16 protein-coding genes and 1 pseudogene are annotated in these 16,078 nt (G+C 59.1%); 6 read left to right on the plus strand and 11 right to left on the minus strand.

The genetic code is table 11. The features are described 5' to 3' along the window. The 3 genes and pseudogenes from WCA85_RS27245 to WCA85_RS27255 all read left to right on the plus strand — a co-directional run. Positions 1-279, plus strand: a pseudogene (locus tag WCA85_RS27245) (hypothetical protein); the annotation flags it as partial. A 398-nt stretch (positions 280-677) separates the two neighbouring features. Beyond that, the gene (locus tag WCA85_RS27250) at positions 678-1,358 is read left to right on the plus strand and encodes a PspA/IM30 family protein (protein ID WP_424067975.1); all 681 of its coding nucleotides are present in this window, start codon (positions 678-680) and stop codon (positions 1,356-1,358) included. 106 nt (positions 1,359-1,464) lie between these two features. Next, complete coding sequence (locus WCA85_RS27255; RefSeq protein WP_424067976.1) at positions 1,465-2,631, plus strand: tetratricopeptide repeat protein; 1,167 nt, start codon at positions 1,465-1,467, stop codon at positions 2,629-2,631. A gap of 257 nt (positions 2,632-2,888) precedes the next feature. Here the strand turns inward: WCA85_RS27255 and WCA85_RS27260 are convergent, their stop codons facing one another. The 5 genes from WCA85_RS27260 to WCA85_RS27280 all read right to left on the minus strand — a co-directional run bounded on the left by WCA85_RS27260 (position 2,889) and on the right by WCA85_RS27280 (position 7,193). Beyond that, positions 2,889-3,014, minus strand: coding sequence for a hypothetical protein (locus WCA85_RS27260; protein WP_424067977.1), 126 nt, complete (start codon positions 3,012-3,014; stop codon positions 2,889-2,891). Positions 3,015-3,082: 68 nt separating this feature from the next. Beyond that, positions 3,083-3,901, minus strand: coding sequence for an ABC transporter permease subunit (locus WCA85_RS27265; RefSeq protein ID WP_424067978.1), 819 nt, complete (start codon positions 3,899-3,901; stop codon positions 3,083-3,085). After that, positions 3,901-4,830, minus strand: coding sequence for an ABC transporter permease subunit (locus tag WCA85_RS27270; RefSeq protein ID WP_424067979.1), 930 nt, complete (start codon positions 4,828-4,830; stop codon positions 3,901-3,903). The genes WCA85_RS27265 and WCA85_RS27270 overlap by 1 nt, the downstream gene beginning before the upstream one ends. Further along, positions 4,827-5,993, minus strand: a complete 1,167-nt coding sequence (locus WCA85_RS27275; RefSeq protein WP_424067980.1) for an ABC transporter ATP-binding protein — start codon at positions 5,991-5,993, stop codon at positions 4,827-4,829. The genes WCA85_RS27270 and WCA85_RS27275 overlap by 4 nt, the downstream gene beginning before the upstream one ends. A gap of 99 nt (positions 5,994-6,092) precedes the next feature. Then, positions 6,093-7,193, minus strand: a complete 1,101-nt coding sequence (locus WCA85_RS27280) for a polyamine ABC transporter substrate-binding protein (RefSeq protein WP_424067981.1) — start codon at positions 7,191-7,193, stop codon at positions 6,093-6,095. 716 nt (positions 7,194-7,909) lie between these two features. Between WCA85_RS27280 and WCA85_RS27285 the strand changes: the two genes are divergently transcribed. After that, a complete protein-coding gene (locus WCA85_RS27285) occupies positions 7,910-8,113 on the plus strand; it encodes a DUF1289 domain-containing protein (RefSeq protein WP_424067982.1) in 204 nt (67 codons plus the stop codon). Positions 8,114-8,126: 13 nt separating this feature from the next. Here the strand turns inward: WCA85_RS27285 and WCA85_RS27290 are convergent, their stop codons facing one another. From WCA85_RS27290 to cyoA, 6 genes are all read right to left on the minus strand, one after another. Continuing rightward, a complete protein-coding gene (locus tag WCA85_RS27290; RefSeq protein WP_424067983.1) occupies positions 8,127-8,783 on the minus strand; it encodes an OmpW/AlkL family protein in 657 nt (218 codons plus the stop codon). A gap of 70 nt (positions 8,784-8,853) precedes the next feature. Further along, positions 8,854-10,044, minus strand: a complete 1,191-nt coding sequence (locus tag WCA85_RS27295; protein WP_424067984.1) for an NAD(P)H-dependent flavin oxidoreductase — start codon at positions 10,042-10,044, stop codon at positions 8,854-8,856. A 209-nt stretch (positions 10,045-10,253) separates the two neighbouring features. After that, entirely contained in the window at positions 10,254-10,586 is a 333-nt protein-coding gene (gene cyoD / locus WCA85_RS27300; RefSeq protein ID WP_424067985.1) for a cytochrome o ubiquinol oxidase subunit IV, read from the minus strand. After that, positions 10,587-11,195 (minus strand): cytochrome o ubiquinol oxidase subunit III, encoded by a 609-nt coding sequence (gene cyoC, locus WCA85_RS27305; protein WP_424067986.1) that lies wholly within the window; start codon positions 11,193-11,195, stop codon positions 10,587-10,589. It lies immediately after the preceding gene. Then, the gene (gene cyoB, locus WCA85_RS27310) at positions 11,195-13,204 is read right to left on the minus strand and encodes a cytochrome o ubiquinol oxidase subunit I (RefSeq protein ID WP_424067987.1); all 2,010 of its coding nucleotides are present in this window, start codon (positions 13,202-13,204) and stop codon (positions 11,195-11,197) included. The genes cyoC and cyoB overlap by 1 nt, the downstream gene beginning before the upstream one ends. A gap of 3 nt (positions 13,205-13,207) precedes the next feature. Continuing rightward, complete coding sequence (gene cyoA / locus WCA85_RS27315; RefSeq protein ID WP_424067988.1) at positions 13,208-14,101, minus strand: ubiquinol oxidase subunit II; 894 nt, start codon at positions 14,099-14,101, stop codon at positions 13,208-13,210. 560 nt (positions 14,102-14,661) lie between these two features. Between cyoA and WCA85_RS27320 the strand changes: the two genes are divergently transcribed. Continuing rightward, the gene (locus WCA85_RS27320) at positions 14,662-15,459 is read left to right on the plus strand and encodes a hypothetical protein (protein WP_424067989.1); all 798 of its coding nucleotides are present in this window, start codon (positions 14,662-14,664) and stop codon (positions 15,457-15,459) included. An 11-nt stretch (positions 15,460-15,470) separates the two neighbouring features. Next, complete coding sequence (locus tag WCA85_RS27325) at positions 15,471-15,887, plus strand: DUF4279 domain-containing protein (RefSeq protein WP_424067990.1); 417 nt, start codon at positions 15,471-15,473, stop codon at positions 15,885-15,887. Positions 15,888-16,078: the final 191 nt, after the last annotated feature.

Raw genomic sequence — 16,078 nt, forward strand, 5'->3', positions numbered from 1 at the left:
ACCCCGGAGCCTTTGCTGCCCGCCGATGTGCTAGCCGCACTGGTGCGCACGCCCGAAGAGGAACTCGCCGTAGCCGAGGCCGAGGCAGTACAGCGAGTGGCCGCCGCCAAGGCCGCATTCACCGCCTTGCATCCGGATACCACCGCGCAGCCGGCGCCGCATGAGCCCGCCGAGCCGGCTATATTGCCGGTCCTGCGACGGCGCGTGCGGATCGAACCCAGCCGCGACGAAGACGATCCGCGTAACGATCCGACACCGGAAGACGGCCGGTTTGCCTAAACGCCATGCACGCTGGCGACGTACGCACTGTGTCGCCCGCCCCCTCCTCACGTCCCCGTTCGATACATTTCGCATCACTCTTAACAAACCTTGAAATATTCCGTGTGCGAATGGACGCAATCGACGTTTGAAACTCTCCGGAAGCCCCACTTTAAGACGCTTTTAAGACATGCCGTGGTGTAATATCCGCCAGCGTTTGAGCCCCCAGGTTCGCGCTTACCTACAGGCATCACGCAGCCGTCGAACAATTTGCGGCAGCGCTATTGCAATTGGCCGGCGTGCCCCGATTTCCGCACCGGCTGCCTGCGCAATCCTGCGCGCAGGGGCATAAACTAGTGGTCACAGGTAGTTAAGTGCGCCTTGGTACTCAGCGCCGATTTCATTCTACGGAGGTATTCATGTCGCTAATTGACAGCATCTCGCGCACGCTCAAAGGTCTCCTGAACGACGCTGCGGATTCCGTGCAAGACCCGTCGCGCGACTCGCGGCAGATCGTGCGCGAACTCGACGCCAGCATCGCCAAAGCGGAGAACTCGCTGATCGAGATTCAGGCGCAGGTTGCCACTCAGCAAAGCAAGCGCGATGTTGCCGCAGACAAGGCGAGGAAATACGAAGACGGCACCAAACGCGCGCTGCAAGCCGGCGACGAAGCGCTCGCCCGCGAAGCGCTCGGCGCGCAGGCCACCGCTGAAGCGGAGCGCGACGCCCTGGCGAAGGAACTTGCCACGCTCGAACCGTCGGTCGACCAGTTGAAGAGCCAGATCGACGACATGCGCACCCGCCGCAATGACCTGAACGCACGCTCGAATATCCTGCAGGCCAAGCAGCAGATCGCGCAGGCGAAGGACGTCGCGGCGACCGCGCTGGGCGGCATCGGCGGCAAGAACCTGTCCGAGGATTTCCAGAAGCTCGAAGACAAGGTAGCGCTTTCGAATGCGCGCTCGGACGCCCGGCTGAATTCGGCCGACACGAAGAGCGGCAAGGCGCTCGACGACAAGCTCGCGGACCTGAATCGCGGCCCGTCAGTGGAAGACCGCCTCGAAGCGTTGAAGAAGCAGTTGAACACGCCGGCTCAGTAACACGCAGTACACCGGCTGTGACGCGGCGCCGGCTATCGAGCGGCGCTGCGTGTCACAGCGGAGACGATTGCCATGGAGACGGGCGTTAAACCGCCCGGCCCGAAACATGAAAAAACTTTTTGCAGCTGCATTCGGCTCGCTGATGCTGGTCTGCTCGTTGGCCTTTGCGATACCGAGCGCCCAGCAGATCGAATCGGCGATGGCGCAGGGCAACTGGCAGCAAGCCGATACCGAACTCACCGATGTGCTGCAGGCGCATCCGAACAACGCGCGCGCGCACTATCTGTACGGCCAGGTTCTGGTGCGCGAAGGCCGCGCCGCTGATGCGCTGGCGCAGATCCAGCAAGCCAAGACGCTCGATCCGCAAATCCGCTTCACCGATCCGACCCGCTTCGCTCAAACCGAAGCGGCGATCCGCCGTGCCGCCGAACGCGCCGGCGCCACTACTGGCAGCACAGCCAATTCGTTTGCACAGCAGAACACGGCTTCTGTTCAGCAGACAGCCGCGATGGCGCCGCAAGTGCCGCAACGGCACGGGCCGTCAATGGGCCTGTGGATCGGCGTTGCGATCGTGCTCATAGCAGTGGCTCTGGTGTTGCGCTGGACGCTGCGGCGCGCCCGCACGCAGGATGATTCGCGTGCCGACGACGATCGTCGCACCCAACTCAAGCGCGCCACGGATCTGTTGAATGCCGTGCGTTCGTTAAAGCTCGACGTCAAGCTTTCCATCATCGCCGGACATGAGATGCTGGAGAAAGAAGTGGAAGGTACGGAAGACCAGTTGCGCAGTCTGGTTGAAGCGCTGTCCAACAGCAAGAATCCGGTGCCGCCATATCAACTCGACGAACTGGAGCAACGCGTGGCGAGCCTCAGGGCGCGCGCTGAAGGCCGGCCCGACCCATACGCGGCGCAGGCAGCCAGCTCCAGCGACTCGGCTTATGCGCGCGAAGCCGAGCGCTTCGGCAATCCGCCGCAGGCGCCCTATCCTTACCCGCCGCAGCAACAACCTCAAGTTGTCGTCCAGCAAGGCGGCGGTTTTGGAAGTGGTATGGGCGGCTTGCTGACTGGCGTGCTGCTCGGTGAGGCGCTCAGTGGTGGCCGTCAACGTGAAGTCATTGTCGACGACGAGTCACGCCGTCGACGCGACGACGGCGGCGGCAACAACGACGGCGGCCTCGATTTCGGCCAGGGTTCGAACAACTGGGACGACGGCAGCGGTGGTGGCGGTGTCGATATGGGCAACGACGATTCAGGTGGCTGGAGCGATACCTGAGCGATCCCTGCGCGGCCTTCGCCGCCCGCGACGAAAAAGCGAAGCACGTATGACCGCAGGCCCCTTCATCAAGGGGCCTGTTTCTTTATGCGCGACCGGAATTCACCGATCCTTCGCACCCCATAGTACCAATGACGATGGAGGAGGCACCCGAGCGCGTGCTGGCCGATCCTGGTGGGTTTCTTTCTGAGGGGTACGCGGTTGCGTGGTGAGGTTTTTGGTTTTGGAGTTCAGGTTTGCAGGCTTCAGGTGGGCGATTACCCACCACCACCACCGCCTAGAAAACGCAGTACGTCCCACAGGAATTTCAAGGCCATCAGAATCAGTTCCCACAGCTGGTAGAGCTGCTGCCAGCCGGTAAGGAACGCAAAGGTGTGAGGCATTTCTCTGGCCAACATCTGTTGGATGTGTTCGGGGCTATATCATAGCCGAACGCGCTAATACCCCAACATCAAACCGCCATCGCCACCCGCTTCCTCTCACTGCGCTGCATACAATAATTCCCAACAATAACCCCGACAGTCACCACTGCAATAAACAGCGTAGCCAACGCGTTCATCTCGGGATTCAACCCCAACCTCACCCGCGAAAACACGACCAGCGGCAAAGTCGTCGACCCCGGTCCCGACAAAAATGCCGACAACACCAGATCGTCAATCGAAAGCGTAAACGACAACAACCACCCTGCCACCAAGGCCTGAGAAATCAGCGGCAAGGTGATGAAGAAAAACACCCGCAAAGGCGTCGCACCCAGATCCAGCGCGGCCTCTTCAAGAGAAGGATGCAACTCCCGCACACGCGACTGCACAATAATCGCCACATACGAAATACACAGCATCACATGCCCGATCCAGATCGTGAGTACGCCACGCCCTGCCGGCCAGCCAAGCCACTTGGCCATTTCGATAAATAACAGCAGCAGCGAAATCCCCTGAATCACTTCCGGAATCACCAACGGCGCGTTGATCATCCCCGTATAGAGCGTGAAGCCCCGAAACCGCCCCATCCGTGCCAGCACGAAGCCCGCCCACGTGCCGATGAACACCGACGCAAACGCCGTCATCAAACCAATACGCAGCGACAACCACGCCGCCGCGATCAGTTCATCGTCACTCAGCAGCGCCGAATACCAGCGCGTCGAAAAGTGCGTCCACACCGTCACCAGTTGCGATTCGTTGAACGAATACACCACCAGGCTCACAATCGGGATATACAAAAACAGAAAACCAATCCCAAGGGCAATCAGCCGCAAAAAGCGATTTGGCTTCATTAGCGCCGCTCCTCGAGCGCCTTCGCCTGGGCGTACTGAAAGAACGCCATCGGCACCAGCAGCAGCAAGACCATCGCGCACGTCACGGCGGAAGCCATCGGCCAGTCGGCATTGTCAAAGAACTCATTCCACATGACGCGGCCAATCATCAGCGTGTCGGCGCCGCCCAGCAATTCAGGAATCACGTACTCGCCCACCGCGGGAATAAACACCAGTAGGCAGCCGGCAATGATGCCGTTCTTTGACAACGGCAGCGTGATCTGCCAGAACGCCTTCCACGGCTTCGCGCCGAGGTCGTACGCCGCTTCCAGTAACGTGATATCCATTTTCACGAGGTGCGCGTAAAGCGGCATCACAAGGAACGGCAAATACGAATACACCATGCCGATATAAACGGCCGTGTTCGTGTGATACAGCTCGATCGGCGTATGAATCAGACCAATCGACATCAGAAAATTATTTAGCAGACCGTTGTTCTTCAGAATTCCGATCCATGCGTAGACCCGAATCAGGAACGACGTCCAGAACGGCAGCATCACGGCCATCATGAGGATGTTGCGTGTTGCCGGGTTCGAGCGCGCAATGTAATACGCCATCGGATAACCCAGCAGCAGGCACAGCAACGTCGACACCGCCGCGACCACGACCGAGTTCACATAGGTCGCAAAGTACAGACTGTCAGTGAGCAGAAATGCGTAATGGGAGAAATCCAGCGCGATATGCACCACGCCGTCCTGGAAGCTCGTCAGCTCCGTATACGGCGGAATGCCCAGTCGCAGGTCAGCAAAACTGATCTTCACCACCAGCAGGAACGGCACGAGGAAAAACAGCAGCAGCCAGACAAAAGGTCCGGCCACCACGGCCGTGCGTCCGGTCAGGCCGAAACGCCGCACCGGCCAGGACGCAAAAGCACTCAATGCGTTCTTCATGACGTCAGCACCACTCCCGCAGAAGCACTCCAGCGCACGTAGACTTCGTCGCCCCACGTGGGCGGATCGATCTCGGAGAGCGCGAGACTCGTGACGTTCGCCACCACCGTCTTGCCGCCGTCGAGCTTCACGTGATACAGCGAATATCCGCCCATATACGCAATATTCGTGACGACGCCCTTGCCCCAGTTGTAAGCGCCTTCGGGTGGTTTGCGGGTAAGCGCGATACGCTCCGGCCGCACCGAGATCGTTAGCGGCATGCCAAGCGGCCCGGTGATGCCGTGGTTCACATACATGCGTACCGGCAGGTCCGGTGTTTCGATGAAGACGTGATCCGGCTCGTCCTCGACCACATTCCCGTCGAACAGATTGGTCGAACCGATGAACTCGGCCGAGAAGCGGCTGTTCGGATATTCATACACTTCGTGCGGCGTGCCGAGCTGGATGATCTCGCCTTCACTCATCACGGCAAGCCGTCCTGCCATGGTCATCGCCTCTTCCTGATCGTGCGTCACCATGATGCAGGTCACGCCAACCTTGTCGAGAATGTTGACCAGTTCGATCTGCGTACGCTGGCGAATCTGCTTGTCGAGCGCAGACATCGGCTCGTCCAGCAGCAGCAACTTGGGACGCTTGATCAGGCTACGCGCCAGCGCCACGCGCTGCTGTTGGCCACCCGAAAGCTGATGCGGCTTGCGCTTCGTGAAGCGCCCCATCTGCACGAGATCCAGCACCGCCTGGACGCGTTCCTTGAGTTCGGCCTTGGCCACGCCTTCCTGTTTCAGACCGAAGGCCACATTTGCTTCAACCGTCATATGCGGAAAGAGCGCATACGACTGGAACATCATGTTGACCGGCCGGCGATACGGCGGCATCTGCGCGAGATCCTCGCCGTCGATCAGGATCTTGCCCGAGGTCACGGTTTCCAGACCGGCCAGCATGCGCAGCAGCGTGGACTTGCCACAGCCGGAGCTGCCGAGTAGCGCGAACAGTTCGCCTTTTCGGACAGACAGATTGACCTGCTTGACCGCAACCGTCTCGTCGAACTTCTTGACGACATCGACAATCTGCACGAAGTTTTCCGCTGCATTATCTGCAACGGCATTGCTGCCCAAGGGCGGCGCGCCGGCCCCTGCCGGCACACCCGACTGGTCACTGCTCATGATTTGCTACTTCACTCTCGCGTTTGACGAACAAAGCCCCCGGTGAACACCGGGGGCTTGAGGATGGAGCGTTGCTTGCGGTCATTCAGGCCGTAGGCTTTAGCGACCTGACTTGAATTCAGTCCACAGTCGCGTCTGCAGGCGCTGGATTTCCGGCGGCAGCGGCTTCAGCAGGAACAGCGTCTTGATGACATCAGGCGGCGGATAGACGGCCGGATCTTCCGCGACGTCCTTGTCCACGTACTTGCGCGCTTCGAGGTTGGCGCTCGGATAGTAGACCTCGTTGGTGATCGCGGCGTGGACCTGCGGCGTCTCGATGTAGTTGATCCACTCGAGCGCGGCTTCCTTGTTCTTCGCATCCTTCGGAATCGCCATCACGTCGAACCAGATCGGCGCGCCGCCCTTCGGAATGTAGTACTCGATCTTGTACGGCTTCTTCGCTTCAATCGCACGGTGCTTGGCAATCACCACGTCGCCCGACCAGCCATAGGCGAAGCAGATGTCGCCGCCCACCAGATCGTTGATGTAGCTCGACGAGTTGAACTGCGTGATGTACGGGCGGATCTTCTTCATCATCTCGAGCGCGGCACGGTAATCGGCCGGGTTCGTGCTCATCGGATCCTTGCCGATATAGTGCAGCGCCGCCGCGAACATCTGGTCAGGTGCGTCGAGCACCGAGACGCCGCACGTCTTCAGCTTCGAGATGTATTCGGGCTTGAACAGGATGTCCCAATTGTCGAGCGGCACATTCTTGCCGAGGATCTGCTGAACCTTGGTGACGTTGTAGGCGAGCCCCGTCGTGCCGTAGGCCCAGGGTACCGTGTACTTGTTGCCCGGATCCGCGCCGGCGACGAGCGCCATCAGCGCCGGATCGAGATACTTCAGGTTGGGCAGCTTCGATTTGTCGAGCGGCGCGAAGATGCCCGCCGCAATCTGCTTGCCCGCGTAGTTGCTGGTCGGCACGACGATGTCATAGCCCGAGTTACCGGTGAGCAACTTGGCCTGGAGCGTGTCGTCGCTATCGTAGTTGTCGTACTTGACCTGGATGCCGGTCTGCTTGGTGAAGTTCGGGATCGTGTCCTTGGCGATGTAGTCGGACCAGTTATACACATTCAATTGCGTATCTTTCGCTGCCGCCGTCAACCACGGCGTGGCGCACAGCACGAGCGCCGCTAGTTGGCTCACCACCAGTTTTTTCATCCCGATTCTCCGATCTGATCGACCGTGGCCGACCGTCCACTCCACGTGTCGCGGCGCGACGCCTGCGACTCCCCTGAAAAACCCGAAAACTACCACTAATTATTGCGCGCTTCAAAAAAAATGCCACGTTGTCGCACAAACGGTACAGCGTAAGCCGCTCGCGTCTGGAGTCGAGCGTGCCACGTTGACACAAAATTGCGCGCAATTTTAGCCGGTTATCGCCACATGTCCACCGGGAAAAAAACTCCGCAGGGACGTGGTATGACGCCGTGCGGAGTTTTGCCGACGGCAGGTGGACTTCAGGTGACGTTTTCGCTGAGCGGTTCAGGCACGTCCGGGATATATGTGGGATTCAAAAACCCAGATTGGGCGGAATCCATTCGATTGGCTTTCATTCCAGTCCTGCAATCCGCGCGGTAAAGGGTGGACCCCGGCGGCAAGCCCTTCGTGCACGGTACGAAGGGCTTTTGTAATAAGCAGCCCGCGTAGCCCGCGTAGCCCGCGTAGCCCGCACTGGCTGCACTGGCTGCGCTGGCAGACTAGCGCGGCGCCGCTGCTGCCGCCCCGACATCGTGCAAATGAAGCGGCTCCCCATCCCACATGCCGATCGAATATGCCCCCTCAGCAACCCTGCGGCCGCCCCGGGCAAAACCGGACGACCCCGTCGTATCGGCTAACATAGCGGCACTTCCCTGCTTCCCGTCCCAAGGTTTTCGATGGCTTCGAATCTCCACGCTCTTCCCGACAGCCCATGCATCGGCGTCTGCTCCACGCTTTTCGATGAAATCTGCAAGGGCTGCGGACGCACGGCGACCGAGGTATCGAACTGGGTTTTTCTGAGCGACGAGGAAAAGCGCGCGGTCTGGACGCGCATCGAACAGGAAGGCACAGCGATGCGGTTCAAGAACGACAAGCTCTGAACCGCGCCTGCGTCTAGAACTTCATCCCGACGCCCAACCCCACCACCACCGGATCGATACTCAGGCGGCCCAGTGCTTCGCCGCCGAGCGAGGCATCCGTGTGCATCCAGATCTTCTTGATGTCGGCGTTGACGAAGAATGCCTTCGTGACCTGCACATCGACGCCCGCCTGCACGGCCGGTCCAAAACTATGGTTGGTGATCGAAACCGGCTGACCACCCGCATTCAGGCTGTTGTTATAGAAATACGTGTAGTTCAGACCCGCGCCCAGGTAGGGTCTGATGCGGCCCTGATGGTTGAAGTGATATTGCAGCAATAGCGTAGGCGGCAGCACGTTCACGCCGCCCAGGTTACCAAGGCTGGACGTCACCTGATGGCGCGACGTACCGAGAATCAGCTCGACGCCGAGATAGTCGCGAATCATGTAGGTCAGATCCAGCTCCGGCACGATCGCGTTGTTGACGCCAACATTGAGTGCCGACAACGTGTTGGTGGTCTCCACGTTCGGCACGATGCTGATGGCCCGCAGACGCACGAGTACATCGCCGGCGTGGATCCCGTTGATGTCGTCGTCGCTGGCCGCATAGACCTGCGACATGCTCAGGCCCATCCCCGTCAAACAGGCTGCGGCAAACGCAACCTTGATACCTTGCTTCGTTCTCTTTGCCATGTTCTTCCCCGTTGTATGTAATAGCTGCGGGGATTGTCGAAGGTCTGCGCAGACGTCGCGTTGACTGGCATCAACCGAGAGAAAAGGCCAATCGACCTGCGACAGCAGGTCGCGCCACACCGGTGAGCAGCAGTTCGATCAGGTCATGCACGCTGCGAATCGCACTGCCGAACGGCAACGCCTCACGGCCACGAAAGAACAGCCCGTTAGCGACATCACCGCGTAGCGCTGCGGCGAGGCGGGTATCAATGCAGAAGTGTCCGAACTTTTCGATGCCATCGCGCAAGCCACACACGCTCAGGCATTCCAGCGAGGTCGGGCAGACGGCTTTTAGCGCACCGATCTTCTCGCGAATGCGGCTCTCGTTGCGCAAATAGCGTGTCAGCCACGGTGTCTTGACTGCGCGCGCCGGCAGTCCAGTCACGCTGACGAATTCGACGATATCCTCGGGTCTCGCTTCGGCCAGCACGCGCTTGAAGGCGGGATGAGCGTCGCCCTCTTCCGTCACCGCGAAGGGAGTACCCACTTGCACACCCTCGGCACCCGCCGTGAGCCATTCGCGAACCGCCTCGTGACTGTTGATGCCACCGGCGACGATCAACGGCACCTCCTGACGGCTCACGCCAAGGGAGGTAAAAATCGCCTCCACCTCCTCCAGCACGCGCATGAAGTCAAAACGGCCGTCGTTCATGTCGGCGAGATTCGTCACGCCCAGGTGACCGCCGGCGTGGGCCGGATGCTCGATCACAATCGCGTCGGGCAAGCGGCCTTTTTTCATCCACTTCTTCAGGACCAGCCCGATACCACGGCTGTCGGAGAGGATCGGAATCAAGGCAATGTCGTGGCCTTGCGTCATGTCAGGCAGATCGAGCGGCAGCCCCGCGCCCATCACGATCGCATCCGCGCCGCTCTCGCATGCAACCTTCACGTAGTCCGCATGGGCCGTGACCGCCTTCATCACGTTGACGGCGATCATGCCGCGATCCTCGCTCAGCGCACGGGCCGAATGAATCTCGCGCGCCAAGGCAGTGAGATTGGCCCGTTCGAGGGTCGCACGGTCGGGATTCGCACGACATAGTTCGATCAGATCCGCGTGATGGTGGCGTAGATCGATACTGGCGATCGTGCCAACCGCCCCTTCGCGCGCCACGCTACCGGCCAACCGATGCGCCGAAATACCGACGCCCATACCGCCCTGAACAATCGGCAACAGTCTGCGTCCACGTATAACCAGCGGCGCAAAAGAATGAGATGAAAACATGAGGCCCCGCATCGATGAGATAAAACATCGATACTCGCCAATGGGGTGACGCACGCATTGCGGCAGGTCAAACAAAAGAGCGCGTGCCGGGATTGGCACGCGCTCTTTTGATCCACATCACGCGTTACCCGATCGGTACGCGAGGCGAACTGTCGCAGCGGCAGTTTGCGATCGCGTCGATCGCGTCGATCGCGTCTATTAACCGCGGGTTAGCGCGACATCATGTTCATGCTGACGTTGTGCATCACCCACACTGTGCCGCCAATCAGAATGACGGCGGCGATGGCCGTATAGCAGAATGCCATCACGTTCCACCGTTGCCCTGACGACGTGTTCAAGTGCAGGAAAAACACCAGATGGACGACAATCTGCGCGAGCGCCAATACCGCGAGCACCAGCATCGCCGATTGTGGCGGGACCACTCCAAACATCACTAGCCCAAACGACGCGGCCGTCAACAGCACAGCCAGCACGAATCCAGCGACGTACCCGGAAACGCTGCCATGCGCCTCTTCTTCGTGAAGCGATTGCGTATGCGCCATTTAGATCGCGCTCCCAAGATAGACGAACGAAAACACGCAGATCCACACAATGTCGAGGAAGTGCCAGAAGAGACTCAGGCATGCGAGACGCGTGATCTCACGCTCTGACAATTCCGGCTTGAGCACGATCTGCACGGCAAGAACAGCCATCCAGATCAGACCCACCGTGACGTGCAAACCGTGCGTGCCGACGAGAGTGAAGAACGACGAAAGAAATGCACTGCGGCTCGGGCCAGCGCCTTCAGCAATCAGGTGCGAAAATTCGTTCAGCTCGAACCACAGAAACGCCAGCCCCAGCACAAACGTGACGGCCAGCCAGCCCAGCACGACACCGGACTTACGTTTGTGCGCGCCGAGCATCGCAAACCCGTACGTGATGCTGCTCAGCAGCAGCACCGCCGTCTCCATGGCGACGCCCGGAATGTCGAACAGATCCTTGCCCGAGGGGCCGCCCGCGAACTGATGCGCCATCACGGCAAACACCGCAAATAGCGACGCGAACAGCACGCAGTCGGTCATTAGATATAGCCAGAAGCCGAAGACCGAATGCGACGGAGCGTGCTCGCGCTCCAGTTCGGCCAGGTTGGCGAAATTGGTTTTTTGCAGCATCAGTTGACCTCCGCGACAGCGAGTTCGTCTTCACGCTTCGTTTGCACTGCCGCTCCATTTTTCTCTTCGGTCGCTCTGACCGTTGCGGCGGGTATGTAGTAGCCGTCGTTGTCGCGGAAGCTGCGACCGATAACCGTCGCCATGATGGCGATGAGCGCCAGGACCGCGAGCCACGTGATGTGCCATACGCCGGCAAAGCCGAGCAACAGGCTAAAGATGCCAATAAAGAATCCTGCGCTCGTGTTCGACGGCATATGGATCTCTCGATACACCGCCGCCTTGCCAAGACCCTCGCCGCTTTCTTTCATGTGCGCAAAGGCATCGAGTTCACGCACCACCGGAATCGTCGCGAAGTTGTAGACCGGTGGCGGCGACGACGTGGCCCATTCGAGCGTGCGGCCATTCCACGGATCGCCAGTCACGTCGCGGTAAGCGGGCAGATTCCGGTTACGGACGCTAACCACGATTTGCGCGACCTGACACACCACGCCAACGGCAATCAACACCACACCGCATGCCGCGATCATCATCCACGGATGCCAGGCCGGGTTGTCGTAGTGATTCAGGCGACGTGTCGCACCCATAAAGCCAAGCACGTACAACGGCATGAACGAGACGTAGAAACCGACGAACCAGAACCAGAATGCGCACTTGCCGAGCTTTTCATTCAGCTTGAAGCCGAATGCCTTCGGGAACCAGTAATGAACACCCGCCAGATAGCCGAATACAACTCCACCGATAATCGCGTTATGGAAGTGGGCAATCAAAAACAGGCTGTTGTGCAGCACGAAGTCGGCGCCTGGGATCGCCATCATCACGCCAGTCATGCCGCCGATCGTGAAGGTAATCATGAAGCCGATCGTCCACAGCACGGGTGTGGTGAATTCGAGCCGGCCGCGATAAATCGTGAATAGCCAGTTGAATATCTTCACGCCCGTCGGAATGGAAATCACCATGGTCATAATGCCGAAGAACGCATTGACATCCGCGCCGGAACCCATCGTGAAGAAGTGATGCAGCCAGACGAGGAAGGCCAGCACCGAAATCGCGCAAGTCGCATACACCATGGTCTTGTAGCCAAACAGAGGCTTCTTCGCAAAGGTTGCGATCACTTCCGAATAGATACCGAACGCCGGCAGAACCAGGATGTAGACCTCGGGGTGGCCCCAGGCCCAGATCAGGTTCAGATAAACCATCGCGTTGCCGCCGGCATCGTTCGTGAAGAAGTGCATGCCGAGGTATCGGTCAAGACCCAGCAACGCCAGCGCGATGGTGAGAATCGGGAACGTGGCCATGATCAGCACGTTCGAGCACAGCGCCGTCCACGTGAACACGGGCATCTTCATGAGCGTCATACCTGGCGCGCGCATGCGGATGGTGGTCACGAAAAAGTTGATGGCCGTAATCAGCGTGCCAACGCCCGAGAGCTGCAAGCTCCAGATGTAATAGTCGACCCCGACGCCCGGACTGAACTGCAACTCCGACAGCGGCGGATAAGCCAGCCAGCCGGTTTGCGCAAACTCACCGATCACCAGTGAGATGTTGATCAGGATCGCGCTGATTGCCGTCATCCAGAACGAGAGCGAGTTCAGGAACGGGAACGCCACGTCGCGAGCGCCGATCTGCAACGGCACGATCAGATTGAAGAGCCCCACCATCAACGCCATGGCCATGAAGAAGATCATGATGACGCCGTGCGCCGTGAAGACCTGATCGTAGTGATGCGGTGGCAGATAGCCCGGCGACTGGAAGGCCAAGGCCAGTTGCAGACGCATCATGACGGCATCCGCAAAGCCGCGCAGCAGCATGAGCACCGCCACCACGATGTACATCACGCCAATCTTCTTGTGATCGACGCTGGTGAGCCATTCGCTCCACAGCCATTTCCATTTGCCAAACCAGGTCAACGCACCCATTACCGCGAGCACGACGATCGCCATCAGGGCGCCCGCACCCATGATGATGGGCTGATCGAACGGAATCGCCGAAAGTGTCAGTTTTCCGAACATGCATTACCCCTTCGTACTGCAGTTGCTGTTCTGCAGATCAAGAACATTGCCGTTGTTGTACTTCGCAATGATGTTATGGAACAGCTTGGGATCGACCGACGCGAAGTACCGCACCGGGTCCTTCTCACTTGGCTGTGCGACCGCGTTGTATTCGTTCATATCCAGACGGCCGGACGATGCCTTGACCTTTTGCACCCACGCGTCGAACTGCTCCGGGCTCGTTGCGAGCGCCCGGAACTTCATGTCGGAGAAGCCCTTGCCGCTGAAATTCGCTGAGACGCCGGCGTAGTCGCCAGCCTCATCCGCGAGGAGGTGCAACTGCGTCTGCATGCCGGCCATGGCGTAAATCTGGCTGCCCAGACGGGGAATGAAGAACGAGTTCATCACCGAGTCGGATGTGATCCGGAAATTGACCGGCGTGCCGACCGGGAACGCGAGTTGATTCACCGAGGCGATGCCAAGATCGGGATAAATGAAGAGCCACTTCCAGTCCAGCGCCACCACTTCCACGTTGATGGGCTTGACCGCTGATTCGATGGGCCGATAGGGATCGAGTTCGTGCGTGGTCCTCCACGTCAACACCCCGAGACACAGGATGATGATGGAAGGTATTGTCCACACGACGACTTCAATCGCGGTGGAATGCGCCCACTTCGGCGCGTAGGTTGCGCGACGATTGCTCGCCCGGTAACGCCACGCGAACCACAACGTCATCAGGATCACCGGCACGACGACGAGCAGCATCGTGTAAGTGGCCGTGCCGATGAGCGACTTTTCCGCTGCGCCCACGCTACCCTTCGGGTCGAGCACGTCGAGCTCGCTACACCCGGAAAGACATGTCATCAGCGCAGCGCCGAGGGGTATCCACACCCTGTTTTTGAGGACTCCCTTGTTCATCCTGTTTGCCTGTGTTTGCCTGTTAATCATTGAGCCAACCCCGAAATCCGCGACACGTTCGCCACACGCAAGCGACGCATACAACGGCGTACACCGCGGGATTCTACGAAGGACGGTTCAAGCTCAATTTGATCCTGGCCAAGAAAAGCTCAGAGGATCTGTCAAATTGTTTGGAGGCGTTGACGGCGGGCGTGGATCTGGATGCGGGTGGGGGCCTCTGGCAACGGGAGAGGAAGGGAATACGCGGTGCACATGGCGTCGAAAAAGCTTAACGAAACTTACGGCGGAACGGCGCAGAGAGGTGCGACGCGAGACAGCGTTGATTGACTACGACATCTGCGATATACCCACGAAGCACGGCCGGCCAGTGAATACAAGGATTTGCAATATGGGAAAGGCTGAGCGTATGCGGCGGCGCAATACTGGCTGATTGCCAGAGCAAAGTTTGGGTCTAGTCAAGTAAGGCCATTGAGCGCCACTACGGCCTAATGCCCATCCCAAAAACAAGGCTGCGTACCGATCTGGTACTTTGTTTGCCGACTTCACAGACAGGACGTGGTATGGGCGGAACCGACCTGAAAACGGATTCAACAAAACGATGGATGATCTACAGCAAGGAAACCTATGGAATTGGGCGCATCTTTCTGAGCGCTGAGCAAAAGCAGGCTGCTGAAGAAGGCAAGAAATTCGCCCAGCGCGCTTACGCCGACGTGTGGGCAAAGGATATCGCGCTCGTGCAGCGTGTCCGCTCTTTCCTTAACTCCAATTTCCACTGGCATCATCGGCTGACGAAGGTCGGCGCCGATCTGGAGGTCATACAGACCTTGCAGTCCATGATTCGCGGCGACAGTGTGGTACTCGTCGCCGAGCAATCGCGGACAGGCGGTTCGGTGGGCACTTCGTCGCCCAAGCCTCAAGGGCTTCCCAGCTTTCGACAATCGTTGATGACAAGCTACGGAATGACTTATGAAGAGGCTTCGGACTATATAAAGCGTTATAACGCGATGATCGATCAGGTTCAGGCGGTTGCGGCCAGCCTCGCGAGCGGGGTCGTGTCCTCCTTCACCGATGATGCAAGCGGCGAGGCGGGCGCCGCTACACCGCTCGGTGATGCGCAGCCATTCGAGTACATACCGGACGCGTTGACCGATGATGTTGAAGCGCTGGCGGCTTCTACCAACAATCCAGACTACGCTGCAAAAATGCTTGGATACGACCGCAAGACGTTCGGATATGTCCTGCATGAATTCAAGCCGGCCAATGGTCTTGGGCCGGCGGACAACGTAATTTGGCACGACAACGGAGACGTTTATTTCAATGGAAATTTCGCAGCCAACTTCCACGATTGGGCCAACTGACAGGATCGCCAATGGCTGACCAACAATTAGCGCACGCAACGTTTCACGTAATGGGCGACTCGGTCGTCCCTGCATTCTGGACCGACTACTTCGGTGTCCATCCTGATACCGCCATTGCAAAGGGCGAACCCTTCATCACACCTTCTGGACGGATAAGCCGCACGCTGGGCCGTGTGGGACTGTGGGCCGTCGCGAGCAAAAAACTCGTCCATAGCAATGCGCTCGAACCACACTTGCGCTTTCTGGCAAAACGACTTGATCTCACGCGGCCCGGTCTTCGTGAAACACTGGAGCGCGAGGGCGCAAAAGCCCGGTTCTGGTGCTACTGGTACAACGAGACAGGTGAGCGTGTACCCGATGTGCCTGACGACATTCGAGCGATGATGGAGTCGCTTGGCGGCACTATCGAAATTGACGAATACAAGTAGCAGCCGCGTGGCCCCTCCGGCGCTGCGCTTGCTGATGTAGCCAGCGGCAATGCCTGGTCGCGACCAATTGCGCTAGACGCGATTTAATGAGGCCTGCACGGCTGTTCGCGCCGCTGAATAGATTTGATTGCGTCGCAGGTTACGCGCCGCACAACCATTGTCCCAGCGGAACAACTCCGCGGAACAACGGT

Source organism: Paraburkholderia sp. (assembly GCF_049581445.1).
Classification (GTDB): Bacteria; Pseudomonadota; Gammaproteobacteria; order Burkholderiales; family Burkholderiaceae; genus Paraburkholderia.